Raw genomic sequence first — 26,987 nt, forward strand, 5'->3', positions numbered from 1 at the left:
CGCTTCAGTGCACATAACCCACCAGCAGTCCGACGCCAAACCCGGCCTGAAATCCATAGGTGCGTCCGTGCGTAATCAGCAAGACCGGGGCGTTGGCGATCGCCTCCTCGGCGAGCATACTCAATGCGGGACTGGATAGTCCGAGCGCGAGCATCGCCGAATCGATGCCCATCAGCATGATGTCGCCCGCCTGACCGATGATCGCCGACAAGGAAGCGTCCAGATACACGGTCGCGCCGCGAAAATCGTTCGCGCTCAGCTCCTTGCCCTGGAATGCGTGGGTCATATAGACCCAACCGCCACTGGGCGTATGTACGCCCGCGCCAGCGGCGGCGGCATCGCGCCCGCCAATGGGCGGCAATTTGATCTCGGGGGTAGTGAATTTCGGAAACCTGATCTTGGGAATTTTCAGCCCCAGGCCGTAACCGATACCGAGTCCGCCGTAGTAGTAGTCATGGTCCTGCTTCGTCGGATCGGTCAGACGCAGCAACCCACCCGTCGCCGTTACGAATTCAACGCTGGCCCCACCACCGGCACCCGTGTTGTACGTCCAGTCGCTCAATCTCAGCAAAGACATCACGCCCTCTCAAGCTATTTGTTATTTACGCGACGGCAAATTCATCAATCCAACCAGTATGGCGCCCAAGCCCATCGTGGCGAGGAAAATCGGCATGTCCCAGATCGCACGGAACGTGTTCACCGTCGCAGTCGGAATCGGCTGCTCCGGCAAATAGCGCACTTCAACGTCCTGGCCCACCTTCATCGCCGCAATCAAGATGCCGCCCTGCGGATACGAAACATGCTCGCCTGACTTCGTGACGAACTCGATTTCGGGATGGTAGCCGCCTGCATTGAGTTTGACCACGCGACCAGGCACGATAATCGAGTTCCGAAGGAACTCGCGGGTCGACTGCACACTGAACGCCGCCGCAATCAGAAAGCCTACGCCAATGACAATCGCGCCCATCGCCTTAAACATACCCATCCTCGAATAAAGAATTCGTTGCGGCCGACAGTCTACAGTCCCAATCGATCCGGACGAACGATAACCGGCCCGACGAAAATCACCTTGCGTAGCGACGAATTCGGACCGTGAGGCTGCATCTTGAAATGCGGTCGCCGCCAATGACCGCGCTTCTCATGGTGCGGCGCCCCAGAGTCCGCTTCTGCATGAACGCCGTGCTCCCAGTCCAATACCGCCGGCCCGACGATATGCCGATCGTACAGGTGTTCGATCTGGGCGAGCCGCTCTTTGCGCTTGCGCTGCCCCAATCCGCTGAAATCGCGCGGCGCACTGCTATACGCTCGATCGGCGACGACCTGCGCGTCGGGAATTTTAAGATACAGAAGCATTTTGATCGCGTAATCCGACACCAGTCGCCAATGCTCGCGATCTGCTTCAAGTTCCGCATTTGGCTCGGCAACGGACACATCCTGTTGAAGGATTTGCTGAATCGTCTTGTGGCGATCCGCCAATGGATAGTCCACGAACTTGATGCGGATATGGTCGTTGCCGAACTCCTGCCACGATACCAACGACAGCCGCTCGTCCGGCACTGCGGAATCTCGGCCGTGACGATGAAACAGTGCAATCGCGCGAATACCCTGCTTGTAGCCTTGCCACTCGGGATTGGGAATGATGCACATCGCCGCAGCGGGTAGTTCGATCATGCCGATCGGCACGTCGTCTGCGATGTACGCGCCGTCGAGCAATCGATGCAGCGCGGCGGTGGGCTCGTACATCGCGCCGTCGCTCGCGAAGTAGATTTGCCACACCAGGCTGCGGTGCGCAAGCTGCGCCGACTCCTCGTTCAAGCCGAGCGGAAGCGAGTGAGCCCACCCCTTCAGAAAACGCGGAAACTCCTTGTACAGCACCGCAAGCGGAAACCTGCGCATGCCATCCAAAAAATCCGCATCGCCCGTCTTGTGCCCTTCCTGCATGACGCGCTTCCACGCCTCGATCGCACCGGTGGCCCGGTAGCGCACCGGCGGCGGTAGACGCGCGTAGAGCGGATCGTCGGCCTCTATCGTTTTTTGGATTGCCCCTTGCAACAGCGCGGCGACAATCGCGCGGGGATCAAAGTAGGTGTAGCGGTTGGCAGGTTCCACTTCGAGCTTCATCCGAATTCCCAAACACAGCAAACCATTCGTCAGACGTCATCCCGAACCCGCATATTAGGCCGACTCTACGACACCGGGCAACGCTGGCTCCTGTACACGGCCGCGCCCGATGTCCGTGGCGATCGAGAAGGCATCGACCGATGCATTCAAAAATCTTTCAGTCACATATCACCTTCCAGAGCACGGTCAGCTAAGGCCGCTCCGCCAGGGCATTCCCGCCCTGGCGCACTTCGCTCGGAGGTTTCATGTCTTCCCCCTATGCATTTGCCGCCATCATGGCGGCATTTCTCTCACTGGGTATCGCGGTCGCCTTCTTCATCTGGCGCCGCAGATACCGCGTTACGCCACCCAGTGTCCCACCGGCCGGCGCAGCAGCGCCGGTTCTCTCCGCGCCGCCGGTACGCTATCCGTTCGATGACGAATGGGAAGCGCACGCGCCCTATCCCGATCATGCGCTGCACGCCATCCGGCCGGAGGGGGCCGCGTCTCGACATGCGCCCTCGTTCGACACACGGACTCGCCCGCGCGAGTCATTCGAGTTCGATGACGTCGAGCCGTTCGACCTGGACGAATCCCCACCCTTTCGTCGCGCCGACCGACACACGCCGCACGATCCCGATTGCTTTTCGTTTGCGCCGGACACCGCACCCGATTTACATACGCCGACGTCGGACGAGAGTGCGCCGCACTGCCCACACTGCCGTTCACCGCGCGTCGAAACGCTCAACGTCGCGCGCAAGGCGGGCGGCACGATTGGCAGCGTCGCCGGCGCCACCGGCGGCATGGCGATGGCGCTGTCTGGAGCCGAAGCCGGTGCGGCGGTCGGCGCGATTGGCGGACCGATCGGCTCAGTGTTCGGTGGATTGGCCGGCGCGGTAATCGCCGGCCTGCTCGGCAGTGCCGCTGGCTGCGCGGCCGGCTCCGCCGTCGGTTCTGCCATCGATGACGCCGTTCTCGACAACTACCGGTGCCGATCATGCGGACACGCCTTCGGCACACAACACGGCTGATCGTTGCGCTCGCCGCCTTCGTCGCGACGCTGCGCGTCGTCCGATCGTCATTCCTTCAATCCGACCTGCCCGGCGTGTGCCGGGCGTTATGCCTTCTTTTTCGAACAGGAGTCTTCAATGCATCTCGTCCAAACCATGGCCTACGTCGGTGCCGAACCCTGGCACGGTCTTGGCAACAAGCTCGCCCCCAGACAACCGCTCGAAGTCTGGGCGCGCGCCGCCGGCATGGACTGGCGAATCGAAGAAGCCGAAGTGCGCTTCGTCGCCGCCGGCGAACGCAATCTCGGCTCGATCCACGCGTTTCCCGAACAGAAAGTGCTGTACCGCTCGGACAACAAGGCGCCGTTGTCCGTCGTCTCCGCGCGCTATCAGGTCGTGCAACCCGAAGAGATTTTGGAGTTTTATCGAGACCTCACGGAGATCGGCGGTTTCCAGCTCGAGACGGCCGGCGTGTTGAAGGAAGGCCGCAAGCTCTGGGCGCTGGCACGCACGGGGCAGTCGGGCACCCTCAAGGGCAAGGATCAGGTCAATGGCTACCTGCTGTTGGCCACGGCCTGCGACGGGACGTTGGCCACTACCGCGCAATTCACGTCGGTGCGCGTCGTCTGCAACAATACCTTGCAGATCGCACTGGGCAACAGCGCTGGCGCAATCAAAGTCTCGCACCGCTCGCAGTTCGACGCGGCGGCTGTCAAACGCCAGCTCGGCATCGCCGTCTCCACGTGGGACGCGTTCATGGTCCGAGCCAAGGCGTTGTCCGAACGCAAGGTGACCGACTCGGCGGCCGATGCATTCCTGCGGCGCGTCTTGACCTACTCGACGACCAATCTTCCCGATCGTGAAGCAGTGGCTGTCAACGAGCGCGCGATCAAGGCGGTCGGCCAGCTCTATGCCGGACATGGAAAAGGCTCGGATTTGGCTTCGGCGTCGGGTACGGCGTGGGGCCTTCTGAACGCAGTCACGGAGTATGTCGATCACCATCGCCGCGCACGCACTGACGATCACCGCCTCGACGCCGCCTGGTTCGGCGCAGGCGCGACATTGAAGCAGAAAGCCTGGGACGAGGCGATGAAGCTTGTCGCATGACGAAGCCCATACCCCCCCTTGCCGTCGACATGCGCATTCAGATTCCGCGCGGAGCAGGGCTACGATTCGGCGGCCGTTACGCCACGATCCTGCAAATCAAACCTCAGGGTACGACTGTCCACCTCGGAAACGGCAAGCTCGTGACGTTCGCATACGACGCATTGCAAGACGCCATTCGCCGTATCGGTTCCGAATAGCGCGCGCCCAACCCATCACCTCTCGCCCGGTCAGATTCGCTCTGCCGGGCTTTTTTGTTTTCGGAGCAAACCATGACGACACCTCACCCTGAACCACCCCGTAGACGTAAGCCCGCACTGAAGCTCGTCAAGACGCAAGAACTGAGTCGCGACGACTGGCTCGCCGTGCGCCGAACCGGCATCGGCGGATCGGATGCCGCTGCTGCGGTCGGCCTGAACCCCTACATGAGCGCGTTGGAATTGTGGCTCGACAAGACTGGCCGTGCGGACGGCCTGCCCCGCCCCGATCCAGACGATACGACGTCGCCCACGTACTGGGGCACGCTGCTCGAACCCATCGTCGCCGCCTCGTACACGAAACAGACCGGCAACCGGGTTCGACGCGTGAACGCCGTGCTGCGGCATCCCTCGATCCCGTTCATGTTGGCGAACATTGATCGCGAGATCGTCGGCGTTCCGGACGTACAGATTCTGGAATGTAAAACGGCCGGCGAGTTCGGTGCGCGGCTCTGGCGAGAAGGCGTGCCCGAGTACGTGCAGATCCAGGTGCAGCACCAGTTGGCCGTGACCGGCAAGACAGCGGCGCACGTCGCCGTGCTGCTCTGTGGTCAGGCGCTCGAAGTGCATCGGATCGAACGCGACGATGCGCTGATCGGGCGCCTGGTCGAACTCGAAGCACGCTTCTGGCGGTTCGTGGAAACCGATACGCCTCCGCCGGCTGACGGGTCGGAGTCGGCCGACCGTGCGCTGCGACACCTGTATCCCGGCAACGGCGGCATTGTGGATTTTACGGACGATCCGCGCCTGTCGGCCGTGTTCGCTGATCTGGTTGCCGTACGTGCCGAGATCGAGACGCGCCAACAGCTCGAAGCGCAGTTCAAGCAGACGATCCAGCAGGCGATGGGTGACGCAAACCGGGCCGTATTCCAGACCGGCGCCGTGTCGTTCAAGCGCAGCAAGGATTCGTCTGGCGTCGATCTGGCTCGTCTGCTGGCCGACCACCCCGAGTTCGAAACGCAGTACGCCATCTCCAAGCCGGGTTCCCGGCGTTTTCTCGTTTCCACCTGATTCCAATCCCCATGACCAACCTCGAATGTCTCACGGACATCATGACGTTCTCGCGATACGGCGCGCTCGCACAGGCGTTCGTGATGGATGCGCTCAGCCAGTACGCGGAGCGCGTTGCGACAACACCACCCGATCAGTTGCAAGTCAACCCAATGGTCAGTGCTCGTGCCTGGCAGGGCGTCGCCTTGGAAATCCACGCCAAGCTCGAAGCGCATTTTTCCCGATAGTCCGCATCGCTCGCAGTTCTCTTCCCCCCAATTTCTATTTTGAGGACCACCATGCTCAAAGGTCTCGCCATCACGCCGCCCGTTGTCGGGCGAATCTCCATCGGCCGCATTGTCGAGAAGAATGGCAAGCGCGTTCCCGAAAAGGATGACCAGTTCACCCTCACCACCCAGGTGCAACAGCGCGGTGAGTGGATGCTCCACCCATTGAACGAAACGCTGCGCAAGGCAACGGCCGGCAAGCTGCGCGCGATTCCCGTGCGTGTGCTGTTCAGTGATCCGGACTTGAACCTGCGCGCCGAATATTCCCTGTTCGATCGCGATACCGGCCGCCCCGTGTGCGTCGGCAACGGCGAACAGTGCCGACGTGTGACAGATGCCGGTATCGAAACCCTCCCCTGCCCGTCTCCGGATGGCTGCACATTCGGTCGTCAAGGCAATTGCAAGCCTTACGGGCGCTTGAACGTAATCGTCGGTGATGACGATGAGATGGGTTCGTTCATCTTCCGCACTACGTCCTATAACTCGATTCGTACGCTGGCTGCACGGCTGCACTACTTTCGTGCCGTATCGGGCAACCTGCTCGCCTGCTTGCCGCTGGAGTTGAAGCTGCGCGGCAAGTCGACCACGCAGAGCTACCGGTCGGCGATCTACTACGTTGACCTCGGCGTGCGTTCGGGCAATACGCTCGAACAGGCGCTGATCGAGGCGAAGGAACTGGATGCGCGCCGCCGCGCCACCGGCTTCGATCAGGCCGCGCTCGATGCCGCTGCGCGTGCAGGGTTCGCCAACGGCGCGTTCGAGGACAGTCCGGATGAAACGGCGGCTGTCGCGGAAGAGTTCTATCCAGGTACGACCAACCCCGATACCGGGGACGGTCGCACCGACGAGACGACCGGAACGCCGACGTCGACCCTGCGCGACAAGCTCGAACGCAAGGCCGTGCTGCTCGGCGGCAAGGCAGCATGAGCGCGCGTCGCTGGGCGTTCGTCCTGGCGGTCGCCGCAACCACCACGGCGCTCTGTCTGTCGGTACTCGCCGGTTGGCAGCGCGGCGGCACATTACCGGAACGGCTCATCTGGATCGCCATCGGCATGGTGCTCGTCACGAGCGCGCACCTGTTGCCGGCGCTGATCCGCGAGATGCCGATCGCTATTCGAGGTGTAGGTAGCGTGTTATGGGGCGCTTGCCTGCTGGCGGCATGCTTCGGTCACGCAGTGTTCTTCACTTTAGCCCAGCAGCATGCCGGTGAGCTGCGGGCGGCAACGGTACAGACGATCTCGGTATCGGAGACTACTCGTAGTCTCACGACCGTCATGGCAGAACGCGCGACGGTGACGGCGCAACTCGCGGTCGCGCGGGCGCGTAACTGCATCGGAAACTGTACGACGCTCAAATCCCGTCGCGTTACGCTTGCCGCACGACTGGATGCGCTGAACGCCGAAGCCGATGACGTGAGACGCCAGCGGGCCACAGTGGATCGAGTCACGGCTCAACGTGACACATTACTCGTCGATCCAGTCACGTTACGACTCGCCGCGTTAGTCGGGATCACGGCGGGGCGTGTCGACCTGCTGACTGGTCTGACCTTCGCTGCGGTACTCGAAGGCGTCGCATGCCTGTTGTGGACCGTCGCGCTTCGATCACCGCGACGGACGCCGCTACCGGTCGTGACTGGCGTTGCGTCGACAGCAGTCACAGTGACGTCCTCCGTGACTCAGCCAGTCGTCATGCCAGTCACGGACGCGCCAAACGTGACTGAACCCGTAGTCACGACAGTCACGGATGCGGTCGGCATGACTCGGCCTGTAGTCATGTCAGTCGCGGCCAGTCACGACGACCAGACCGTTAGTCGCAATTCCGTAACACCGAGTCACGATCATACGACCGACAGTCATGCGCCGCGCGACGATCCGATTACCCCGTTATCGGCCGTATCTCCCATCGACGACCACCTGTCGCAGCTTGTTCGAGATGTTACAGCGGGTCTCGTCCGTCCGACCGTTGCCGACATTCGCCGCCACCTGGGTTGCTCTCAGGCACGGGCAGCCGAGCTACGCCGCCAGTTTGCCGACCTTAACATAACGGCATAAACAGCCGGGCCACGTGCCCGGCTTTTTCTTGTCGTCCTTTTTCCACTTCCACATCGACATGAAAAATGGACCAACACAATCTCGTTCCCAGCGTCAGTATCGCCAACCTCGCCAACCAGCGCGTCGCCGTTGTCGAACGCGTGCGCGCCGCGCTCGACCTGCTCGGCGAAGCTCAGCAACTCGCCAAGGCTGCACATCTCGGCTTTCCTCGGCTCGTGCTAGATGAAAGCTACGGCTGTCGCGGTCGACCCAGCATCACTGGAGAGTATGCGAAGCGCGACGAAGCCGAAGCCGCTATGGTGCGCATCGTCGACGTACGCGGTTGGGACTACCTGCTGTCAGAGTCGGGCCTGCGCACCTTCATGGATGCCAAGGCTCGTGATCAGTGGAGCAACCAGATCGCCGAAGGCGACGTGCCCGAACTAACTGCCGCCAACATCGAAGCGACCTTCGCCCAGCTCTATGGCGCGCGCGGCGACATGTTCGAGCGCGGCGTGCTCCAGTGCTTCCAGCGGCTGTCGTGGGACTACAAGAGCAATCAACCCTTCAAGTTCGGCCAACGCATCATCGTTCGGTATCTCCTCTCGCAAGGTAGCTCGAACTATCACGTCACGAATGAACTGGACGATCTGATGCGGGTGTTCAGTGTGCTCGATGGCAAGCCGGAGCCGGATCATCGGCATGGCATGTCGACACTCATTTCGGACGCACAACGTCAACGGAAGACAGAAGCCGAGCACGGCTATTTCCACCTGCGCTGGTTCAAGAACGGCAACGGCCACCTGACGTTCAAACGCGCTGATCTGGTCGACAGAATGAACCTGATTCTCGCGAAGCACTATCCGAACGCCCTCGCGTCCGAAGCCCGGTAGTTCCGGGACGCGTCCTGCGTCTCGTCTTTCCCTTATCCATTCAGCGAATTCGGTATCCGGCTTATCCGGAGGCTCGTGTTCGTCCATCACCTGGAGAATTTCGTGAATTTGCCATCCACCGTTCACGCCGGACCGCGCTTCAAGCTCGGCCGGATCTTCGCCACGCCCGCCGCGCTGGAAGCCATCGCCGACGCGCACGTGTCGATCATCGACCTGTTGATCCGCCATGTACGCGGCGACTGGGGCGACCTCTCCGAATCCGACCGCCAGCAGAACGAGTTGTCGATTGATGCAGGGCTGCGTCTGCTGTCCAGCTACGTTTTGCCCGGCGGTCAAACCGTCTGGGTCATCACCGAATGGGATCGGTCCTCAACCACGTTCCTGTTGCCGGGAGATTATTGACATGTTGATCCAGAAATTTCATCCGGGTCTCCGGCTCGGCCGACAGCCCGTCGTCGCAGCATCGGGCAATCCGATTTTCAGTCGTCAAGGACATTGGGACGGCGGCAGTACGTTGCACGGTGTGGCGATGGGGCTCGCGTTACTCGGCAAGCTCGCCGATCCGATCTATCTCCCGTATCACGTATCCGGCCCGGAACAAGTCGTGTGGGACGACGCATGGCCACATTACCTGAGCGGAATGACGATGGATGAGCTCGCCAACTTCGTCACCGACCTAAGTCTTGGCGTTCGTGCAGCAAAATCTGCCGCCTCCGGTATCGATTTCCTTCGCTTCATCTACGACGAATTGCTTGCGGGCTGGCCAGTCATCATCGGCTGGCATCAGCGCCATGTCGTCAAATGGCGAGCCGCTCTTGTCGTCGGTATCGAAGGTCATCAGAGTGACGGCGCGTTTGAGCCGCACGCCATATTGCTGATCGATCCGGCAGGCAACGAGCCAGGGCTCGCCGGATTCAATGCACGTCTCGACAGGCACGGCAGCGATCTATTCCGCTACCGCACGCCTGCTGCTGCACGCGCCGTGAAATTGATGGGCGGTGTGGCGATCCGCGACGTGATCGGCACGACTGCTGACACGTGATCTTCGGCAGCGCCGCGTTCTCGCGGCGCCTCTCCGCCATCAATCATGCTGAAAAATGCGTGCTAAAAAAACGATAGAGCCGCCTCGAAAACGACCGCAATCAACCCGAAGTTGCCGCTGGAAATACCCGAAGGACAAGCTCAGCCGCGATACGCCGCGCCGCGATCAAAATACTGAGGCTTAATTTCACTGCCTGCGCTCAGAATCCTCGAAAGTCTCCGACAGCACTGTGCCACTTTTTTCGAATCGATAGTAAACGCTGGTAAACCGCAGTGAAATCCGCGACAACACCATCGTCATTGCCATGAGCAAGCCTATTCCGGATTACAAATTGCCCTTGAAGATCGTTTAAATAATCCTTGAACCAAGCTTGCCCCTGCGCCGTCCGCCATCGATTCAGGATGGTGCTCAGCTTTGCAAACGTACCCACTTGATTTTCCGCAAAGGCTTTGAACTGGGCTTGATACAACTGCCCATTGCTCCCCTTTCCGCGCAATGGGCGTCGGCACGGATACCGCCCTCGCACGTCGCGTAGAGCGCCAGTAACGCGAAGCGATCGCTCCGGTCTCTCATGCTTCGAAATTCGTCAACAACCTCTTGCGACGTATAGCCAAAAAATCGATCCCCTGGCTTTCCAGCCTGGAATCGATTTTTCAAAACCTGCCTCTCCATTAATTGAAAACCGTCGGCGACCGTCCGATACCAGTCCGCCGTATTTTCGATCTCTTTACGGGCCGCCATGTTATTTTAATACCGTGTCGAACAGATATTCGATTTTTTTCCTTGGAGAAACCTTCGAAATGAAGCGGCCGATTGGGATCGGTGATGACCCATTGCCATTTTCGAGAAGAAACGGGAATATCTTCGTTATCCTTCTCACTCGCGTCGATCGCAATCAACCGTACTCGGTTTGTCAGACTCGTAACGTCCACGCGCCCGAAGCCGCCTATGATAAGCGTTGCGATTGGGTCAAACATGACTGTTGCCGCTCCCAAATGCACGGTCATGCGCTCGACGCTATAGGAGCCGATGAAATCTTCCCGGATCGTTTTTGGTTCATACGAGACGTCGTCGGAGTCCAAGCCCGCGTCAAGAAGTGCACGGTTGATGAGTGCATACAAACCGTTCAGTTCGCTCTTCCAACGCTCAAGCCTTGCCGACCAATCGACGCTTTGCTGCTCAACGTCCTTCTTGTGCTTTTGGATTAAGTGGCTGAGTGACATCGCGCTTTCCCCGTGGAAGTACTAAACAGTATCAGTAGGCATGTTAGCACCGCAGCATCGCCCGTGTATCGCCACTTGCCCGACACAGTAGCCGTTTCCCACGAATGCTAATGGTCGCCGTGTGCTGACTGTCCAACTATTACGTTACTACCTTGACATCTCGCAGCGTCGGCGCAAGATGCCGCCTTCTCAAACGTTCGTCGCGGACGGCGCTTCCTGAAATGTCGCGGCGGCTCCGCTCTTCGAAGTGGCGACAACGAATGCAGGACATTGCGGCGCCAAAAGTACAGGCCGAGCACTTCAAGCCATCGTCACCGTAACCGTCTGCGCTTGACCTCGGGCGGCGTCGCGGCGTTCGCGCGGCGCTCGCCCGTCGGCTTCAATGACACTCCTTCCAGCGGCCCAAACAGTTCCGCCAGCGTCACGTTCAGCGAATAACAGATGTTCGCGAGCGTCTCGATAGACGGATTCGCGATACCGCGCTCGATCGCCGAGATATAGGTACGGTCGACGAGCGCTTCGAAGGCAAGCGTTTCCTGGGATTTCTCAGCCGCATGCCGACACTCCTTGATCCGTTTGCCCAAGGCAATCGAGATCGGAGCCGGTCGGCTAACGGACGGGGATGAGCGCTTCACAGTCATGGCGTGCAGGATGCCGCGCCGTCGACTGATTCACGACGTAGTATACACATCGCTATCAGTCGTGTTTACTCTACAATTCCCTCGCAATTGATCGCCGGGATGCCGGATCGTCCTCTGTCACTCATGGCCGAGCGCATCATCGCGCCCCATATTGTCGAGTAAACACTACAAATCGCACACAGCAGCTGACAAGAACAATCATGACCAAAACCCTTTCTGTACCGGCCACGGCGGCAGCCGGCACGCTCGTCTACCGGCCCGACATTGACGGCCTGCGCGCCTTCGCGGTGCTCGCCGTCGTCGTCTTCCATGCATTTCCGTCCGTGCTACCGGGCGGCTTCGTTGGCGTCGACGTCTTCTTCGTCATCTCCGGCTACCTGATCACCGGCATCCTGCTCGCCGATCTAGGGACAGACCGATTCTCCTTCGGCCGTTTCTACGCACGGCGGATTCGTCGGATCTTCCCGGCACTGGTCGTCGTGCTGCTCGCGACCTACGGGATGGGCTGGTTCAGCCTGTACGGAGACGAGTATCGCGAGCTCGGCAAGCACATCGTTGCTGGCGCTGGATTTGTCTCGAACTGGGCGTCGTGGACCGAAGCCGGGTATTTCGACCAAGCGGCCGAAGCCAAGCCGCTGCTGCACCTGTGGTCGCTCGGCGTCGAGGAACAGTTCTACATCGTCTGGCCACTCGTGCTGTGGGCCGCATACCGGCTCCGACTCACCGGATGGGTGTGCGCCATCGTCGGTCTCGCCTCGTTTGCCACCAACGTCATCCTCATCAGTCACCACGCGTCCGCTGCCTTCTACTGGCCAGTCACGCGTACGTGGGAACTGCTGGCGGGCGCCGCGTTCGCGATAAGCGCGGGCGCGGGTCGACCGATCACGGGCAACCGCGCGAATGCGTGGTCGGCCGGCGGTGCGATGCTGTGCGTCGCCTCCTTTGCGCTGCTCACCGCGCGTGACGCTTTTCCGGGCTGGTGGGCGGTGTTACCGGTCGTCGGCACAGTCGCACTCGTCGCGGCTGGTCGAGACGGCTGGATCAACAGGCACGTGCTCGCGCATCCCGTATCTGTCTGGCTCGGCAAGATCAGTTACGCGCTGTACCTGTGGCACTGGCCGTTGCTGTCATTTGCGTTCATCGTGGCAGGTCGGACGCCCTCGTCGGTCGTGCGAGGCGCGTTGCTGGTCATTGCCGTCGTACTGGCGTGGTTGACGACCGCCATCATCGAGCGGCCGATCCGTTTTGGGGTGGCGAAGCGCTGGAAGCTCGTCGCGCCGTGTCTGCTGATGATCGGCATCATCTATCTCGGCGGGATGACGTACGCGCGCGGCGGCCTCGGGTTCCGCAAGGGCTACAGCCCGGATGCCGATGTGACGACCGCGAAGCTCGGTGCGGGTCACGAGTTCGTCAATCTCACGTGCGGCGTGTCGCCGGACGAGCAACGGCTGTTTCCGTTCTGCGCGACCGACAAGCGCGTGCGCTCCCATTTCGCCGTATGGGGAGACAGCAAAGCCGACGCGCTGTATTGGGGACTTGTGCGTGAATCGGCTCCCGGCGAAGGCTGGACGCTGATCGCGCGTCCGAGCTGCGCGCCAATGGCGGGCGTCTGGCGCACGTCGTCGAACGCGGGCGACGATCCGGCGCTGTGTCGCGACGCCAACATCACGGCGCTGCGCATGCTGCTGGACACGCCCGAGCTCAAGACCGTCGTGCTCGTCATGACCGATCGCGACGTAATCGGACAGACTTTCGCCGATCGCGACCAGACCACACCCCGTGAATCCGCCGCGCTCGACGGGCTTGATCAGGCCGTGACGGTGCTCGAGCGGGCTGGCCGGCGCGTCGCGTTGGTGCTCGACAATCCACGCCTGCGCGATCCGCGACAGTGCATGGATCGACGCCCACTCGCGTGGCCGTTCGTTCGGCATGCACTCGGTGTCACCGACATGAGCGCAGCGCAACGCTGCGCGATCGGCTACCGCGAGCACGTTGCCCGCATGGCACCGTTCACGGCGCTCGTTGACGCGCTGAGGCGTCGCCATCCCGCGCTGCTGGTCTCCGACCCGGCAAATGCCCTGTGCGACAGCAGCCGCGACGTGTGTCCAATGACAAAGGACCGCCACTACCTCTACAGCTACGGCGATCACCTGTCCGACTACGGAAACGGACTCGTCGCCCGGCAGTTCCTGCCCCTGCTGCGTCAGTGAGTGCGCATGCAGTTTCACGCTCGTCCAGTTCGTTGCCTGGGTTCTGGCACACATCAGCCTCGGATTGCCAGAACCATTTCGTCGGCCGGTTCGCCGGTCGGCGCTTTTTATTCGGTGGGCCGGCTACGGCCGGCCTCTTTCTGCTCTTCACTTCCGGCCCGCAACGGGTCCTTTTAAGCAAGGTGCCAACAATGAAAGTCAAAAACCATACGGGGTTCGCCAAGCACATTCTCGGCGTATCAATCGCGGCATCGCTCGCTGCGTGCGGCGGTGGTGGTGATTCCGGTCAGCCGTCAGCAGGCGGCACCACGCCAACGACGCCCGCGCCCACCATCACGGGCAAAGCCATCGACGGCTATCTGGCAGGCGCAACCGTCTGCCTCGATCTGAACAACAATGGGGTCTGCGATGCCGGGGAGCCGAGCGCCATCACCGACGCAACCGGCCAATTCTCGATTTCATACAGCGGCGATGCTACGGGTAAAACGCTGCTGGTCCAGGTTACGTCGGCAACCAAGGATCTTTCCCGTCCGGCTGGCTTCCAGTTCCCGGCCTCGTTCACTCTATCGCAGATCGTGCAGCCCGCCTCGTCCCAGGTCGTCAGCCCGCTCACAACGCTTGTCTCCGCTCAAATGCAGACCGGTTTGGGTCGTACGCAGGCGATCGCCGCCGTGCAGCAGTTGGTCGGCAGTCAGGTCGATCCCAACGCCGACTACTTGGTAAATCACGACACGGCGACGCAAACACTCGCGGCACAAGTCGTCGACACGCTCGGCACGTTTGCGGCGAATGGCACGGTCGATGCCGCGACGCTTCGTAACGTGCTCAACGCGATGGTGGCCAAGGGCAGCGTGACGGCGATCACGCAGGACGATCTCGCTGCTCAGGCGGACAAACCGGTTTATCAGGTCGCGGATGCATCACAGGTGCTTTCCATGCCGACCTACAGTTTCGTGGACTACCTAGTCTCGTTCTTCGGCGGATACAACCAAACGCCAGGCTCAACCAATCAAGCTTTGGTCCGCGATGTCCGCCAGATCGTCAATGGCGCACTGCAAGTCGATCAACAGGAAAATCTGCCGGCCGGAAGTGACTCGTGGACCACGGTTGGGCTCGGAGCCTACAACGGCGGAAAATACGACGGGCTGGCTGGCGAGTACGTGCTAAAGGCAGATGGGACATGGTCGGATCTCGTTTCGGAGACTCAGCGACTTGTCCCGCAGCCGCTTTCCCGTATCGGCACGACGCTCTTCGGCACCGACCCAGCATCGGGTATCGGGTTCACGTACGAGGCACGTTCGGTTGATCTGTCTGGCAAACCGCTGTCGCTCGCCGCGCCTGCCGTGCCGGGCCTTTACGACTTCTCCCATGCGTCGCAGTTGACAGGCACCACATTTCCGCGCGGCACCCGCGCCTACCTCGGCATCCAGGCCTATTCGGCCGACCGCATCGTACTGCCGGTGTCTGTGCCATATTGCGATAACGCCGTAGTACAGAGCGGTGTGGTCTGCGGTGGAGTTCCCGCCTACATGGACGGCAGTACGATCGTTATGACCGCCGGCAACTCGAACACGGCCTACACTTCGATTCAGCAAGCAATCGGCGCGGAGCTGGCCGCGCTGAATGTCGGGTTGGGCTCCATTCAGTTGTCTGCCGATCATCATGCAACGGTCGACGACCAACCGGGCACCTGGTCGGTCTACGCCAACAATCCGAACGTGCTGGTGTTCGACTTCGCGCCGACCGACCTCTCGGCACTGGCGGCTAACAACGGCCGGATGCAACCGCTCGTCCAGGGCGCGAAGTTGATCCTTGCGCTGCGCGCCGGCCGCTTGCAGGTGGGCTGGCTGTACCCGTCGACATACACCGAGACATCGCTTCAATTCGCGAGCGGTCTGCCCGCTTCGCTCATGACGGCGCTCAACGCGGTGATCACCGCTCGATAACTGCTCTCAGCACCTCACCACTTTGGCTTGGGTTCCGGCATCTTCCCCTCGGATCGCCGGAACCCTCGTTTGCCGACCAGTTCGGTCGGCTTTTTTACATCTGCGATTAACTGATATATGACGAACAAACAGAAACTCATCAGCGCTTATCTTGCGATCGGCATCCTCTTCGCCCTGTATGGCTGGCAGTTCGGTGAGACCGGCTACCGGGGTTTTGCGTACAACCTCGGCCGGGGGCTGTTCTGGCCCACGATTCTGTTTCCCTTCCTTGGCAGCGTGCTCGGCGTCATCGTCCTGGTGATGATCATTGCCGTGATCAACCGCGCTCGGATGTCGCCCGCGGCCTGTGGTTCTTCGACGGCATGCCGCACCGGGCCATCGTCATGGACCGCCTGCGCTCGCCGCCCGCGACCGGACACGTGACCGGCGAGACGCGCAAGGGCGGCGATGCGATGAACGCGCTGTTCGACCAGATGCCTGAGGACACGGTGATGTGCCTGACTCTGGTCGCCACGCCGCAGGATGTGCTGGAGGCGCACCTCAACCACCTGGCCCGCAAGGCGGTTGGCGAGACGCTCGCCAGCGAACAGGCACGCCAGGACGTGCAGCAGGCCCGCGGCCTCATCGGCAGCGCGCACAAGCTGTACCGGGGCACGCTGGCGTTCTACCTGCGCGGCCGCGACATGGCGCAGCTCGACGCCCGCAGCCTGCAACTGGTCAATGTCATGCTCAATGCGGGCCTGCAGCCGGTGCGCGAAGAGGACGAGGTGGCCCCGCTCAACACCTACCTGCGCTGGCTGCCCTGTCTGTTCGACCCGGCGGCGGACAAGCGGCAGTGGTACACGCAACTGATGTTCGCGCAGCACGCGGCCAATCTGGCGCCGGTGTGGGGGCGCAGCCAGGGCACCGGCCATCCAGGCATCACCTTCTTCAACCGGGGCGGCGGCACGATCACCTTCGATCCGCTGAACCGGCTCGACCGGCAGATGAACGCCCACCTGTTCCTCTTCGGCCCCACCGGCTCCGGCAAGAGCGCCACGCTGAACAACATCCTCAACCAGGTCACGGCGATCTACCGGCCCAGGTTGTTCATCGTCGAGGCCGGCAACAGCTTTGGCCTGTTCGGTGACTTCGCCGCTCGGCTGGGCCTGAGCGTGCATCGCGTGAAGCTGGCACCCGGCGCGGGCGTGAGCCTGGCGCCATTCGCCGATGCCTGGCGACTGGTCGATACACCGGGCCAGGTGCAGACGCTGGATGCCGACGCTCTGGACGAGGACGGCGACACCCATCCGGCCGACGACGGGGATGACCAGCGCGACGTGCTCGGCGAACTCGAAATCACCGCCCGGCTGATGATCACCGGCGGCGAGGACAAGGAGGAAGCGCGCATGACGCGCGCCGACCGCAGCCTGATTCGCCAGTGCATCCTGGGCGCCGCCCAGCGCTGCGTGGCACAGGCGCGCACGGTGCTGACCCGCGACGTGCGCGACGCGCTGCGCGAACGCGCTCGCGACGCCAACCTGCCGGATGCCCGGCGCGCGCGGCTGCTGGAGATGGCCGATGCGATGGACATGCTCTGCCAGGGCGCAGACGGCGAGATGTTCGACCGTCCGGGCACGCCCTGGCCCGAGGCGGACATCACCATCGTGGATCTGGCCACCTTCGCGCGCGAGGGCTACAACGCGCAGCTCTCCATTGCCTACATCTCGCTGATCAACACGGTGAACAATATCGCCGAGCGCGACCAGTTCCTGGGCCGGCCGATCATCAACGTCACCGACGAAGGCCACATCATCACCAGGAACCCTCTGCTCGCGCCCTACGTGGTCAAGATCACCAAGATGTGGCGCAAGCTCGGTGCGTGGTACTGGCTGGCGACGCAGAACATCGACGACCTGCCCAAGGCCGCCGAGCCCATGCTCAACATGATCGAGTGGTGGATCTGCCTGTCGATGCCGCCCGACGAGGTGGAGAAGATCGCCCGGTTCCGCGAACTTTCGCCCGCGCAGAAGGCGCTGATGCTTTCCGCGCGCAAGGAGGCGGGCAAGTTCAGCGAGGGCGTCATCCTGTCCAAGTCGATGGAAGTGCTGTTCCGCGCCGTGCCGCCCAGCCTCTATCTGGCCCTTGCGCAGACCGAACCGGAAGAAAAAGCCGAGCGCTACCAGCTCATGCGCCAGTACGGCATCGGCGAACTGGATGCCGCCTTCAAGGTGGCCGAAAAGATCGACCAGGCGCGTGGCATCGCATCACCGCCGCTGTCCCTGCCGAAATGACCGGAGCGCGTCATGTCCTCGAAGCAAACCACCTTGCCGGGCCGGGTCCAGGCCCTTCGCAAGCGCGCCGGGCGCCTGCCACGGCTGCACTGGATGGTGGCTGGCATCCTGGTTGCGGGCCTGCTGGGCTGGCTCCTGTACCGCACGCCCGGTGCGCCGGCACCACGCACGGGGCCTGAGGCCGCGCAGGCGCATCCGGCCGGCCCACCCTGGCGTCACGGCCCAGCCGATGCTCGCTTCACGCTGACGCTGTACGCCGACCTGGAGTGTCCGTTCTGCAAGGCCTACTACCCGACCCTGATGGCCTGGATCGATGCCCATCCCGACGCCAGCCTGCGGTGGCATCACCTGCCGCTGGCGATGCACGATCCCGAGGCGAGTCGGCTGGCCCGCATGGCCGAGTGCGCAGGCGAAGCACAGGGCCACGAGGCCTTCTTTGGTGCCATCGCATGGCTCTACCAAAATACCCGCGGCGATGGCCAGGGGCTGCCGGCTGACCTGACCTGGCCAGGCCTGACGACCGCCATCCAGGCATGCCTGGACAGCGATCGTTCCGCAGCTATCGTTCGCGCGCAGGCCGACGAGGCCCTGCGCAGCGGTATCAACGCCACGCCCACCGTGCGGCTGGAAGACAGCCTGACGGGAGGATCACTGCTGCTGCATGGGCCGATCGACGGTGATGCGCTTCTGTCGGCACTCGATCTGGTCGCCAGCGATGCATCGCGCGCTCCAGGACCCACCCATGCCGCCGACGCGGCACTCAGCGGAGACACCCGCACCCCCGCAATAACGACCATCCGGTGATGTCGTCACCCGTACCCGAGTTCGCGGCCTGTCCAGGCCTTGCCATGGGTCCGCGCGAGAAGGTCGCTTAGCGAGGGGGCGGCCGATCGCCAACAGCCGATTCGCACTGCCTGAAACCTCGCTTGACCTCAAGTTGACCTGAGGTTTAACCCTGATGCTGGAAGATTGATACCTCACAACCGTTGCGGGAGACGGCCGCCCCAGATCGGCCATTCGGCTTCTGGAAGGCTGCCGCCTTCCAGTGGGGCAATCCCAAGGCGTGCCACCATGGCCATCGGGGCCATTGCCACCTACTCAGCCACCGAGGGCGGCGCGCTGGAGGTGATGGCCATCGCGGCCCTCTACGCCGTTGTCAACGGACCGGCGCCGCCTGCGCATCTTCAACATCGCGATGGCCGTGCTGCTCGTGATGTCCCTGTATCCGCTGCTGTCGGGACACTCACAGGCTTGATCAGCGCACCCATCATGGCCTCTTTCCATGCTCCGCATTGGGGTCGCCACTACATGAAGACAAGTGAACAAGCTTGCCGTCTTGTCCCGGACCTCGTCCTACTCCCTCGCACCTACCTACGCCTTTTCGAGGTTAGGCATCGTGGTTTCTCGCAATCGTTCGACGAAGCTCCGCAACTGCACCGAGTCTTCGGCATCCCGGCGCAACAGGTAGGTCGTCAACGGGGGGACTTCACCGGCCAACGGACGCGAGACGACATCCGGGTGCCGCCACAGGGACAGATGCGTGCGGGTGGTGATCCCGAGGCCGTAGCCCGCCGCGACCAGCGCCATCAGCAGGTCATGGGATGCCACCCTTTCGGCAATCCTGACCTCGCATTCCGCGGCACGCAACAGCCTGTCGAGTTGCCGGCTGCATCCTGCGCACGCGTTCCGGTCACACAGCACCAGTGGATGGGAAAGCAGCTCCATCAGGGAAAGCTCGGGATGGATCAAGGCGGGATGCCGCGCCGGCACCGCGACGACCAGAGGCTCGCTCCACGCCGGCGTGGCCAGCAATCCTTCCCCCGGATGCTCCGCCTTCGCGAACCCCGCGTCGTAGTCGCCCTCTCTCAGGCCTTTCAGCTGCTGTGCGAGTGTCACTTCGAACAGGCTGATCTCGACCTCGGGCGACTCTTCGCGGCAGCGAGCCAGCAGGTTGCTCAAGTGCGATGGCGAGATGCCGTCGGACAGCGCGATTCTCAGGAGCCCGCGGTATCCGGTCGCGGCGGCCCTTGCGCCGGCACGGGCCTGCTCGACCGCTGCCAGTACGCGCCGTGCCTCCTCAAGGAAGACTTGTCCAGCCCAGGTGAGCCGGGTGCCATGGCTGTTACGCTCGAAGAGCCGGACGCCAAGATCATCCTCCAATTGGCGGATGGATCGCGACAGAGGCGACTGTTCGATGTGAAGTCGCTCCGCAGCACGGGTAAAGCTAAGTTCCTCCGCCACGGCGATGAAATACCGGATATGGCGCATCAGCATCGTTACGCTCCGGAATCTCGCCCCGCGTCCTGCTGGCCCGTGCCGGCAGGCAGGTTCGCACGTCCGGGGACATGAAGGACTTTCCGCTATCGTGCTAGACCGGCTTCACAAATGCCAACACAGCTATGGTTAGCATCGCAATCACGATGCCGAGATCAGCACCGGGAATTCTTCTTATAGCTGCTCCAGTTCGAATGCAATGACGTATTCGCCCGGAACGGAACCCATGCAAAGCCGAGAGCGCGACGACGAAAGCCAGCTTGACCAGCAACCATCGTGACGACAGCCATCCTGCGCTGAGCGCTAGTGATAACCCGAAGATCCAGGTCAACAACAATGCAGGTGTCGTGACAAGGAGATCAAAGCGCTGCAATGCAGCCAGCATCCCTGCTTGTTCTTCCGGTGGGGACTGCGAAATGGCATTTACTATCCTTTCTTGCGCAAGCAAGCCGCCTACCAGAAACACCACCGCTGTCACGTGCGTCGCCACCAAATAGGGATAGAGCGCCGCAATCATCATCAGGCCTGTCCGATATCGTTGAATATTCTCGCCCGTTCACGTAGCCACCGGATATTGAGATAGCCGCCGAATGGCAGGAACGCAACTGCGAACAATCGAAGCATTTCACGTTTATGCCAGCCGCCGCCGGCTACAGTTTGCAAGGCAGTCCATAGGTACGCCAAGAATGCGATCCCATGTATTGGCCCAAGTAGCTTCGAGCCATACGGCCAATCCCCGAAATGCCTGAGAGGTGCCGCAACGAACACTAGCAGGATCAGAGTTGTCGCCTCGACGATCGACGCCTTCTCCAGGCGCCTCAGTTGTTTGGATTCAATACTTCTGATTTGATCGAGTGAGTTCTTTTCTGCCTGTGCGCTTGTGGTCATGACTCATCCGCTGGGTGGCTCAATATGTCAGAACAATCCAGGCGCCTGATTGATGCAGGCATGCCTCGACCTTGTTCAATGGTTATGTTTTCAGCGACTTTCCTCTCGCCGGAAGCGCAAGTATGTCGACATGTCGGAAGTTCGCCAATTGGCTAGAATGCCATCTATCGAAGGATTCTCGCCAATCAAGGGAGCGAGTTCTGTGAAGCAAAGTGCAGTACACAGGGTAGCCATCCTGGCGTTTGATGGCGTTGTGCCGTTTGACCTGACGATGGCCTGCGAGATGTTCGGGCGCGCGCCCCTCCCGCCGGGGAAGATCCCATACGAGGTTCTCGTATGCGCCCAGTCGAATCGTATTCGAACAAAGTTGTTCGACATGCGTATCCGCTGGGGCTTGAGCCATGCCGTGAATGCCCAGACTGTCATCATTCCGGGGCTCGACGATGTCCTTTCCCCTATCCCCAACACCCTGCTGGAAGCCATCCGAGCAGCGGAAAAGAATGGTGCGAGGATCGCATCGTTGTGCAGTGGCGCCTTCATCCTGGCACGCACGGGGCTGCTAGATGGCATGCGTGCCACCACCCACTGGCGTGGTGTACAACTTCTGGCAGATCTCTTCCCACAGGTCACAGTCGACCCCAATGTTCTTTTCGTGGACAACGGTCGGATACTCACCTCGGCAGGCGCGTGCGCCGGAATGGATCTGTGCCTACACATGATTCGACAAGACTGCGGCAATGCCGTTGCAGCAGACACAGCACGATGTGCCGTCATGCCTCTTGCACGAGATGGCGGGCAGGCGCAGTTCATCGCTTACGATCCCCCAGACGCATCTTCCAATCTCAGCCCATTGCTGCAATGGATCGAAGAGCGGCTAGATCAAGATTTAACCCTGAAGGACATGGCTGGGCGGGCTGCGATGAGTAGCCGCACCTTGAATCGACGGTTTCAGGAACAACTGAACACTAGCCCTCTCCAGTGGCTTCTAAGGGCGCGTGTCAGGCGTGCGCAGACTTTGCTAGAAACGACAAACCTACCCGTTGAGCACATCGCTAGTGCAGTGGGCTTTGGAAGCCCCACCTCCCTGCGGGAACATTTCGGCCGGATCGTGGGAGTCAGCCCAACGGCCTATCGAAAATCCTTTAATCCTGTGCGCTGAACTGTCTGGACGAGTTCTCACTTGAACTCCGCACTGAACTTCCTTCGCTTCGACATGAACACTCCTCAGGGCCTTCATCGGCCTCCTTGTAAGTGTCCGTGATATCGGGGGTGAACCCGATCGGACGCGTCTTCGGACACGTCGAGCAGTTGGCCGATCACTCGGAAAGCGGCAGCCAACCGCAGGAACTTGGGCGGTCGCGCTATCGCCAGCTCATCAAGCCGCCTTGCTGTGTCCTCTATCGCTTCGATGGGTACGCAGTCCGGTGAAAATGGTCAGCGCGGCCACCAGCAGTACATCGTCGCGGCGAGACACACGCCACGCGCCCCGCTCGCGTCGAACACTGCGCCACCCGCCGCCGCACCCACCGCGATCGACAGTTGAATTATCGCTACCAGCAGGCCGCCGCCGCTCTCGGCTTCGTCCGGCACGGTGACTGTGATCCAGGTGGACCAGGTCACCGGCACTGTGCCGAAGGCCATGCCCCACAGCGCCACCAGCAGCCCGTCCGCCAGCGGCGCCTGGCCTAGGGCGACGAAGGCCAGCCCCATCAGCCCCATTGCCAATGGCATCAGCAGCAGGGTCAGCCGCAGGTTCCGCTGCAGCAGTGCGCCGGCCAGCGATGTGCCCGCGAAGTTGGCCACGCCGAAGCCCAGCAGGATCGCCGACAACCCGTTCACGCCCACTCCGGCCACGTGCTCGAGGAACGGCCGCAGGTAGGTGAAGAAGGTGAAGTGGCCGACGAACACCAGCAGCACCGCCATCATGCCGCGCGCCATCTGCGGCCGCCGCATCACTTCCAGTAGCGTGCCCAGGCTGGCCGAGCCGCTGGGCGCCATTCTGGGCAGGGTACGCCACTGCCAGGCCAGGGCCAGCACGCCGATCGCCGCCGCCATCAGGAACACGTTGCGCCATCCCACGGCATCGCCCAGGTAGCTGCCCAGCGGCGCCGCCGCGATGGTGGCGACGGAGACACCGCTGAACACGATCGACAGCGCTCGCGGCACGTCCTGCTCCGGCACCAGGCGCATCGCCGTGGCCGCGGCCATGGTCCAGAAGCCGCCCAGGGCGATGCCCAGCAGCCCACGTCCCAGCAACACGGCACCGAGGCCGGGGGCGAAGGCAACTAGCAGGTTCGAGCCGATCAACATCGCCGAGAAGGCCAGCAGCACCCAGCGCCGGTCGATGCCGCGGGTCGCCGCCGCGATCACCAGGCTGGTGGCCAGGGCCAGCGCCGCGGTGGTGGTCACGGCCTGGCCGGCCATGCCCTCGGTCACGCCGAGGCTGGCGGCCATCGGGGTCAGCAGGCTGGCCGGTAGGAACTCCGCTGTGACCAGGCCGAACACGCCCAGGGCCAGGGCGAATACGGCACCCCAGGCCGCCTTCTGCGGGGGCGCGGGCGTGGCGTGGCCTGGCTGCGCGGGATGGCTGGACTCGATCATGTCGTCGTTCTCTGCAAGGGGAGGTCAGCGTCTCGGCAACGGAATGTTCCGGAATGAGGGGGGCATGCTGCTTCGCAACAAGCCTGATCGGACCGGAGGGCCGCCACAGCCCCGACGCAGATGGCCGGACCGTGGAGCGACTCCGCTGGCTACATGCCGATAGTCTCGACCCTCACACCAATGTGAGAGTCAAGCGGGTGAAACGGCGTATCCATGCCCCATGAACCGGGCCCCCACGCGCTCCTCTCCATCGGCGAACTGGCGTGCTGCAGCGACGCCAGCGTCGCGCTCAATCCACCACTACGAGAGCACGTCCTGTTGCCCTCCGCGCGTGCCGGCAACGGTTACTGCACGTTCCCCGGGGCCACGGTGTCCCAGGCGCGTGAGCCGGAATGGATCTGTGCCTACACATGATTCGACACGACTGCGATCAACGGCCTGTACAAGGCCGAGGTCATCCACCGGCGGTCCTGGCGGAACCTGTATAACGTCGAGTTGCCCCCCCTGGAGTGGGTAGCCTGGTTCAACCACAAGCGGCTGCTTGGGCCGATCGACGACATCCCGCCGGCCGCCGCCGAAGCAAACTACTATCAACAGACGCGTGAGATCGCCATGGCGGCGTGACTCACACCAACAAGTCTCCGGAAATCTCGGGACGGTTCACTGACGTCGGTCGACTATCGAGGATAGGGGTACTTCAGAAGCCTGCTAGGCCTCTTCTACCAGCATCTGGCGCAGCCGTGCGCGTCGCTGTTCAAGGTCCGCGATCTGCCGCTCTATGGAAGCGAGTCTCCGGCGTTGCACTTCACTCGTTTCAGGACACGCTGCAGCGCCTTCGATCATGCGCATGCAATCGGGAAATCCGCGGATTTCCGCCAAGCTGAAGCCTGTGGCGATCAATCTCTGGATCTGACGGACCTGAGTGACGGCGACTGGGAGAAACATCCGATAGCCGTTTTCCGCGCGTACGGAAGCTAGCAGTCCGTTGTCGTCGTAATGCCGGATCGAGCGCCGGCTTGCTCCTGTCTTGTGGGCGAGCTCGCCAATGGTCATGGGGCTTTGAGGCTTGGACATGGGCCCACTGTACCATTTCCCCGCTTGACACTCACATCAATGTGAGGCTTGAGACTAGGCGTGTTCTAGGAACCGAGGAGTACGTGTCTATGTCTTTGTCGAAGCTTCGTGGTGCACTCGGCGCACTGATAGCGACATTCGCGCTACTAGCCGCCGCACCGGCTACGTTCGCCGCAGCCCGGGATTACACCGTCACTGCCCCCGATGGAGTGGTGCTGGCCGTCCAGGAAGCTGGTGATCCCGAGGGTTCTCCCATCATTTTCATTCATGGCCTGCTGGGTAGCCGGCTGAACTGGAGTAAGCAATTACAGGACCCTCGACTCCAGCATTACCGATTGATCACTTACGACCTGCGCGGGCACGGCCTGTCGGGCAAGCCGGCCGAGGCCAGCTCCTACACCGACGGACGCCGCTGGGCCGATGACCTGGCCGCGATCATCGAATCGACACACGCGCGCAAGCCGGTGCTCGTGGGATGGTCGCTGGGCGGTGCCGTGATATCGAACTACCTGGCGGCCTATGGCGACAAAGGTATCGCCGGCGCCGTCTATGTCGACGGAGTGATCGAACTGAAGCCCGACCAGATCGTGGCGCACCCAGAAGTCTATCGCGACATGATCGCTTCGGACTTGCAAACCCACTTGGACGGCGAGCGCGCTTTCCTGAGGCTGTGCTTCCACCGCCAGCCCGACGCGACCACGTTCTCCTTGCTGCTGGCCAACGCCGCGCTGGCATCGTGGGACATGCAACGTGCCGTGCGGTCGATGACGGTCGAGGCAGCCAAAGGATTGAGCAAGGCCGAGGTTCCGCTCCTGCTGCTCTACGGCGCCCAGGACGCGCTCGTGAAGGCCAAGCCCAGTATCGCCAGGGCCAAGAGCCTCAACCCACGAATCCGCAGCGAGCTGTATGCCGATTCGGGACACGCGCCATTCCTCGAAGAACCGGAGCGCTTCAACCGGGACCTGTCGGATTTCGTTCGCATGGCTCTTTCACGCTAGCGATCCATACCGTACGGAGTTGATGATGTCGGGTATCGACGGCATTGCATCGTGGAACTCATTTGCTGGATTCTCAGAGTTGCACATCGAGGCGGGCGGCGTGGCGTTCCGCGGCGTCACTGGCGGCTCCGGAGGACCGCCCGTGCTGCTGCTACACGGCTACCCACAAACCCATCTTGCATGGCGTCATGTCGCGCCACGGCTGGCACAGTCGTTTACGGTCGTGGCGCCGGACCTGCCCGGCTACGGTAGCAGTCGGGCTGACTCGGATCGGCCGCGCTGGACCAAGCGCCGCGTGGCCAACGCCTTGATTGCCTTGATGGCCAAACTTGGACACCGCCGGTTTGCCGTTGTGGGACACGACCGGGGGGCACGCGCCGGATACCGCCTTGCGCTCGATTACCCGGGGCATGTGACGCACTTCGCCTCGCTGGCCGTGATTCCGACCCTGGATGCATGGGATCTGGTGGACGAACGATTTGGACGCACCAATTTCCATTGGTTCTTCCTGGCCCAGCCATTCGGGCTCCCGGAAAAGCTGCTGTCCGCCGACCCGCAGGCATTCATCGATGCTGCGCTGGCCCGTATGGCGGGCGGGCTGGGCAATGTCGAGCCGTTCGCTCTCGAGGCCTATCGGCGTGCGTTCCAAGATCCCGATGTTCGGCACGCCATCTGCGAGGACTATCGGGCAGCAGCGCAGGAGGACCGCGCCTGCGATGCGGCCGACCGTGCCGTAGGCAGGAAGCTGTCCTGCCCCGTGCTTGTGCTTTGGCCACAAGGGTGGGAAGGCCCGTCCCCCATCGACATCTGGTGCCGATGGGCCAACAACGTCCAAGGCGTACCCATCCGGGGCGGCCACCTTCAACCGGAGGAGTCGCCAGAAGAGGTATTGGCAGCGATGCTTCCATTTCTTATGGGCACAGGGGCTTCCGGCATGCCGATCGCAGACTCGTCAGCCTAAGAATTCGACTAACTTGCACGCGACTGCCTCCGGCTATTATTCCGGCAAGAATTGACTGCGGTGGACGTAGTTGCGCCCATGAGAAGCATCCGCTCCAGCCAATGGGATGATGCCCTGCATGGAACTCAACAGCCCTCCGTTGGAACGGCTCGATCACACTCGCCAGCAGCTTCCACGGCACAATT

General features: G+C 62.1%; 27 protein-coding genes and 3 pseudogenes. 19 read left to right on the plus strand and 11 right to left on the minus strand.

Annotation, left to right across the window (positions count from 1 at the left end; translation table 11 throughout):
- Positions 1–4: 4 nt before the first annotated feature.
- From BST28156_RS21405 to BST28156_RS21415, 3 genes are read right to left on the minus strand one after another with little or no spacing between them, the layout of a single operon-like run.
- Positions 5–577 carry a hypothetical protein gene (locus tag BST28156_RS21405; RefSeq protein ID WP_012492775.1) on the minus strand — a complete coding sequence of 191 codons (573 nt, stop codon included), beginning with the start codon at positions 575–577 and terminating at the stop codon, positions 5–7.
- A gap of 21 nt (positions 578–598) precedes the next feature.
- Positions 599–979, minus strand: coding sequence for a DUF3592 domain-containing protein (locus BST28156_RS21410; protein ID WP_053299177.1), 381 nt, complete (start codon positions 977–979; stop codon positions 599–601).
- Positions 980–1,017: 38 nt separating this feature from the next.
- Positions 1,018–2,121 carry an AcrVA2 family anti-CRISPR protein gene (locus BST28156_RS21415; protein WP_012492777.1) on the minus strand — a complete coding sequence of 368 codons (1,104 nt, stop codon included), beginning with the start codon at positions 2,119–2,121 and terminating at the stop codon, positions 1,018–1,020.
- Positions 2,122–2,366: 245 nt separating this feature from the next.
- On the opposite strand from BST28156_RS21415, the gene BST28156_RS34810 reads away from it, so the two are divergent.
- The 10 genes from BST28156_RS34810 (at position 2,367) to BST28156_RS21465 (ending at position 9,713) form a co-directional block, all read left to right on the plus strand.
- The gene (locus BST28156_RS34810; RefSeq protein WP_012492778.1) at positions 2,367–3,131 is read left to right on the plus strand and encodes a hypothetical protein; all 765 of its coding nucleotides are present in this window, start codon (positions 2,367–2,369) and stop codon (positions 3,129–3,131) included.
- A gap of 117 nt (positions 3,132–3,248) precedes the next feature.
- The gene (locus BST28156_RS21425) at positions 3,249–4,217 is read left to right on the plus strand and encodes a DUF932 domain-containing protein (RefSeq protein ID WP_006486525.1); all 969 of its coding nucleotides are present in this window, start codon (positions 3,249–3,251) and stop codon (positions 4,215–4,217) included.
- A complete protein-coding gene (locus tag BST28156_RS21430; protein WP_174903330.1) occupies positions 4,214–4,414 on the plus strand; it encodes a hypothetical protein in 201 nt (66 codons plus the stop codon). Before BST28156_RS21425 ends, BST28156_RS21430 begins: the two co-directional genes overlap by 4 nt.
- Positions 4,415–4,486: 72 nt before the next feature.
- Complete coding sequence (locus BST28156_RS21435) at positions 4,487–5,482, plus strand: YqaJ viral recombinase family nuclease (RefSeq protein WP_174903331.1); 996 nt, start codon at positions 4,487–4,489, stop codon at positions 5,480–5,482.
- Positions 5,483–5,493: 11 nt separating this feature from the next.
- Positions 5,494–5,709 (plus strand): hypothetical protein, encoded by a 216-nt coding sequence (locus BST28156_RS21440; protein ID WP_006486507.1) that lies wholly within the window; start codon positions 5,494–5,496, stop codon positions 5,707–5,709.
- A gap of 51 nt (positions 5,710–5,760) precedes the next feature.
- A complete protein-coding gene (locus BST28156_RS21445; protein ID WP_006486561.1) occupies positions 5,761–6,675 on the plus strand; it encodes a recombination directionality factor in 915 nt (304 codons plus the stop codon).
- Positions 6,672–7,799, plus strand: a complete 1,128-nt coding sequence (locus BST28156_RS21450) for a hypothetical protein (protein WP_006486492.1) — start codon at positions 6,672–6,674, stop codon at positions 7,797–7,799. The genes BST28156_RS21445 and BST28156_RS21450 overlap by 4 nt, the downstream gene beginning before the upstream one ends.
- Positions 7,800–7,864: 65 nt before the next feature.
- A complete protein-coding gene (locus BST28156_RS21455; protein WP_006486559.1) occupies positions 7,865–8,671 on the plus strand; it encodes a DUF4942 domain-containing protein in 807 nt (268 codons plus the stop codon).
- 102 nt (positions 8,672–8,773) lie between these two features.
- The gene (locus BST28156_RS21460) at positions 8,774–9,073 is read left to right on the plus strand and encodes a hypothetical protein (RefSeq protein WP_012492779.1); all 300 of its coding nucleotides are present in this window, start codon (positions 8,774–8,776) and stop codon (positions 9,071–9,073) included.
- A 1-nt stretch (position 9,074) separates the two neighbouring features.
- A complete protein-coding gene (locus BST28156_RS21465) occupies positions 9,075–9,713 on the plus strand; it encodes a hypothetical protein (RefSeq protein ID WP_006486517.1) in 639 nt (212 codons plus the stop codon).
- A 199-nt stretch (positions 9,714–9,912) separates the two neighbouring features.
- Here the strand turns inward: BST28156_RS21465 and BST28156_RS21470 are convergent, their stop codons facing one another.
- The 3 genes from BST28156_RS21470 to BST28156_RS21480 form a co-directional block, all read right to left on the minus strand.
- A complete protein-coding gene (locus BST28156_RS21470) occupies positions 9,913–10,182 on the minus strand; it encodes a hypothetical protein (RefSeq protein ID WP_127837584.1) in 270 nt (89 codons plus the stop codon).
- Between the two features lie 202 nt (positions 10,183–10,384).
- Positions 10,385–10,936, minus strand: a complete 552-nt coding sequence (locus BST28156_RS21475; protein WP_012492781.1) for a hypothetical protein — start codon at positions 10,934–10,936, stop codon at positions 10,385–10,387.
- A 311-nt stretch (positions 10,937–11,247) separates the two neighbouring features.
- Positions 11,248–11,577, minus strand: a complete 330-nt coding sequence (locus BST28156_RS21480; protein ID WP_012492782.1) for a helix-turn-helix domain-containing protein — start codon at positions 11,575–11,577, stop codon at positions 11,248–11,250.
- Between the two features lie 200 nt (positions 11,578–11,777).
- On the opposite strand from BST28156_RS21480, the gene BST28156_RS21485 reads away from it, so the two are divergent.
- From BST28156_RS21485 to BST28156_RS21505, 5 genes and pseudogenes are all read left to right on the plus strand, one after another.
- Entirely contained in the window at positions 11,778–13,787 is a 2,010-nt protein-coding gene (locus tag BST28156_RS21485) for an acyltransferase family protein (RefSeq protein ID WP_006486546.1), read from the plus strand.
- Positions 13,788–13,978: 191 nt separating this feature from the next.
- Positions 13,979–15,733, plus strand: coding sequence for a hypothetical protein (locus BST28156_RS21490; protein ID WP_012492783.1), 1,755 nt, complete (start codon positions 13,979–13,981; stop codon positions 15,731–15,733).
- 117 nt (positions 15,734–15,850) lie between these two features.
- The gene (locus BST28156_RS21495; RefSeq protein WP_063828757.1) at positions 15,851–16,156 is read left to right on the plus strand and encodes a hypothetical protein; all 306 of its coding nucleotides are present in this window, start codon (positions 15,851–15,853) and stop codon (positions 16,154–16,156) included.
- Positions 16,051–18,006: pseudogene (locus tag BST28156_RS21500) on the plus strand (conjugative transfer ATPase); the annotation flags it as partial. The gene BST28156_RS21495 and the pseudogene BST28156_RS21500, both read left to right, overlap by 106 nt.
- Positions 18,007–18,018: 12 nt before the next feature.
- Positions 18,019–18,810 (plus strand): DsbA family protein, encoded by a 792-nt coding sequence (locus BST28156_RS21505; RefSeq protein WP_012492784.1) that lies wholly within the window; start codon positions 18,019–18,021, stop codon positions 18,808–18,810.
- Between the two features lie 567 nt (positions 18,811–19,377).
- Here BST28156_RS21505 and BST28156_RS21510 read toward each other — a convergent pair.
- From BST28156_RS21510 to BST28156_RS21520, 3 genes are all read right to left on the minus strand, one after another.
- Positions 19,378–20,280, minus strand: coding sequence for a LysR family transcriptional regulator (locus BST28156_RS21510; protein ID WP_174903332.1), 903 nt, complete (start codon positions 20,278–20,280; stop codon positions 19,378–19,380).
- A 94-nt stretch (positions 20,281–20,374) separates the two neighbouring features.
- Positions 20,375–20,800 carry a CopD family protein gene (locus tag BST28156_RS21515; RefSeq protein WP_201267304.1) on the minus strand — a complete coding sequence of 142 codons (426 nt, stop codon included), beginning with the start codon at positions 20,798–20,800 and terminating at the stop codon, positions 20,375–20,377.
- Positions 20,800–21,168 carry a DUF3817 domain-containing protein gene (locus BST28156_RS21520; protein WP_027350538.1) on the minus strand — a complete coding sequence of 123 codons (369 nt, stop codon included), beginning with the start codon at positions 21,166–21,168 and terminating at the stop codon, positions 20,800–20,802. Before BST28156_RS21520 ends, BST28156_RS21515 begins: the two co-directional genes overlap by 1 nt.
- 157 nt (positions 21,169–21,325) lie before the next feature.
- On the opposite strand from BST28156_RS21520, the gene BST28156_RS21525 reads away from it, so the two are divergent.
- On the plus strand, positions 21,326–22,327 hold the full coding sequence (locus BST28156_RS21525; protein WP_077181384.1) for a GlxA family transcriptional regulator: 1,002 nt from the start codon (positions 21,326–21,328) through the stop codon (positions 22,325–22,327).
- 216 nt (positions 22,328–22,543) lie between these two features.
- Here the strand turns inward: BST28156_RS21525 and BST28156_RS21530 are convergent.
- A pseudogene (locus tag BST28156_RS21530) lies at positions 22,544–23,769 on the minus strand (MFS transporter).
- A gap of 429 nt (positions 23,770–24,198) precedes the next feature.
- On the opposite strand from BST28156_RS21530, the pseudogene BST28156_RS21535 reads away from it, so the two are divergent.
- A pseudogene (locus BST28156_RS21535) lies at positions 24,199–24,393 on the plus strand (IS3 family transposase); the annotation flags it as partial.
- A gap of 84 nt (positions 24,394–24,477) precedes the next feature.
- Here BST28156_RS21535 and BST28156_RS21540 read toward each other — a convergent pair.
- On the minus strand, positions 24,478–24,843 hold the full coding sequence (locus tag BST28156_RS21540; protein ID WP_012492788.1) for a MerR family transcriptional regulator: 366 nt from the start codon (positions 24,841–24,843) through the stop codon (positions 24,478–24,480).
- An 89-nt stretch (positions 24,844–24,932) separates the two neighbouring features.
- On the opposite strand from BST28156_RS21540, the gene BST28156_RS21545 reads away from it, so the two are divergent.
- Together BST28156_RS21545 and BST28156_RS21550 are read left to right on the plus strand one after the other, a co-directional pair.
- Positions 24,933–25,841, plus strand: coding sequence for an alpha/beta fold hydrolase (locus BST28156_RS21545; RefSeq protein ID WP_012492789.1), 909 nt, complete (start codon positions 24,933–24,935; stop codon positions 25,839–25,841).
- 22 nt (positions 25,842–25,863) lie between these two features.
- Positions 25,864–26,802: an alpha/beta fold hydrolase gene (locus tag BST28156_RS21550; protein ID WP_012492790.1), complete on the plus strand. Its 939-nt coding sequence runs from the start codon at positions 25,864–25,866 to the stop codon at positions 26,800–26,802.
- The last annotated feature ends 185 nt before the right edge of the window (positions 26,803–26,987 follow it).

The organism is Burkholderia pseudomultivorans (assembly GCF_902499075.1).
Lineage (GTDB): Bacteria > Pseudomonadota > Gammaproteobacteria > Burkholderiales > Burkholderiaceae > Burkholderia > Burkholderia pseudomultivorans.

Bases quoted from the DNA above. Each gene is read 5' to 3' on its own strand.
- BST28156_RS21405 (WP_012492775.1), bottom strand. From the start codon at position 577: ATGTCTTTGCTGAGATTGAGCGACTGGACGTACAACACGGGTGCCGGT.
- BST28156_RS21410 (WP_053299177.1), bottom strand. From the start codon at position 979: ATGTTTAAGGCGATGGGCGCGATTGTCATTGGCGTAGGCTTTCTGATT.
- BST28156_RS21415 (WP_012492777.1), bottom strand. From the start codon at position 2,121: ATGAAGCTCGAAGTGGAACCTGCCAACCGCTACACCTACTTTGATCCC.
- BST28156_RS34810 (WP_012492778.1), top strand. From the start codon at position 2,367: ATGTCTTCCCCCTATGCATTTGCCGCCATCATGGCGGCATTTCTCTCA.
- BST28156_RS21425 (WP_006486525.1), top strand. From the start codon at position 3,249: ATGCATCTCGTCCAAACCATGGCCTACGTCGGTGCCGAACCCTGGCAC.
- BST28156_RS21430 (WP_174903330.1), top strand. From the start codon at position 4,214: ATGACGAAGCCCATACCCCCCCTTGCCGTCGACATGCGCATTCAGATT.
- BST28156_RS21435 (WP_174903331.1), top strand. From the start codon at position 4,487: ATGACGACACCTCACCCTGAACCACCCCGTAGACGTAAGCCCGCACTG.
- BST28156_RS21440 (WP_006486507.1), top strand. From the start codon at position 5,494: ATGACCAACCTCGAATGTCTCACGGACATCATGACGTTCTCGCGATAC.
- BST28156_RS21445 (WP_006486561.1), top strand. From the start codon at position 5,761: ATGCTCAAAGGTCTCGCCATCACGCCGCCCGTTGTCGGGCGAATCTCC.
- BST28156_RS21450 (WP_006486492.1), top strand. From the start codon at position 6,672: ATGAGCGCGCGTCGCTGGGCGTTCGTCCTGGCGGTCGCCGCAACCACC.
- BST28156_RS21455 (WP_006486559.1), top strand. From the start codon at position 7,865: ATGGACCAACACAATCTCGTTCCCAGCGTCAGTATCGCCAACCTCGCC.
- BST28156_RS21465 (WP_006486517.1), top strand. From the start codon at position 9,075: ATGTTGATCCAGAAATTTCATCCGGGTCTCCGGCTCGGCCGACAGCCC.
- BST28156_RS21475 (WP_012492781.1), bottom strand. From the start codon at position 10,936: ATGTCACTCAGCCACTTAATCCAAAAGCACAAGAAGGACGTTGAGCAG.
- BST28156_RS21480 (WP_012492782.1), bottom strand. From the start codon at position 11,577: ATGACTGTGAAGCGCTCATCCCCGTCCGTTAGCCGACCGGCTCCGATC.
- BST28156_RS21485 (WP_006486546.1), top strand. From the start codon at position 11,778: ATGACCAAAACCCTTTCTGTACCGGCCACGGCGGCAGCCGGCACGCTC.
- BST28156_RS21490 (WP_012492783.1), top strand. From the start codon at position 13,979: ATGAAAGTCAAAAACCATACGGGGTTCGCCAAGCACATTCTCGGCGTA.
- BST28156_RS21495 (WP_063828757.1), top strand. From the start codon at position 15,851: ATGACGAACAAACAGAAACTCATCAGCGCTTATCTTGCGATCGGCATC.
- BST28156_RS21505 (WP_012492784.1), top strand. From the start codon at position 18,019: ATGTCCTCGAAGCAAACCACCTTGCCGGGCCGGGTCCAGGCCCTTCGC.
- BST28156_RS21510 (WP_174903332.1), bottom strand. From the start codon at position 20,280: ATGCTGATGCGCCATATCCGGTATTTCATCGCCGTGGCGGAGGAACTT.
- BST28156_RS21515 (WP_201267304.1), bottom strand. From the start codon at position 20,800: ATGATGATTGCGGCGCTCTATCCCTATTTGGTGGCGACGCACGTGACA.
- BST28156_RS21520 (WP_027350538.1), bottom strand. From the start codon at position 21,168: ATGACCACAAGCGCACAGGCAGAAAAGAACTCACTCGATCAAATCAGA.
- BST28156_RS21525 (WP_077181384.1), top strand. From the start codon at position 21,326: ATGCCATCTATCGAAGGATTCTCGCCAATCAAGGGAGCGAGTTCTGTG.
- BST28156_RS21540 (WP_012492788.1), bottom strand. From the start codon at position 24,843: ATGTCCAAGCCTCAAAGCCCCATGACCATTGGCGAGCTCGCCCACAAG.
- BST28156_RS21545 (WP_012492789.1), top strand. From the start codon at position 24,933: ATGTCTTTGTCGAAGCTTCGTGGTGCACTCGGCGCACTGATAGCGACA.
- BST28156_RS21550 (WP_012492790.1), top strand. From the start codon at position 25,864: ATGATGTCGGGTATCGACGGCATTGCATCGTGGAACTCATTTGCTGGA.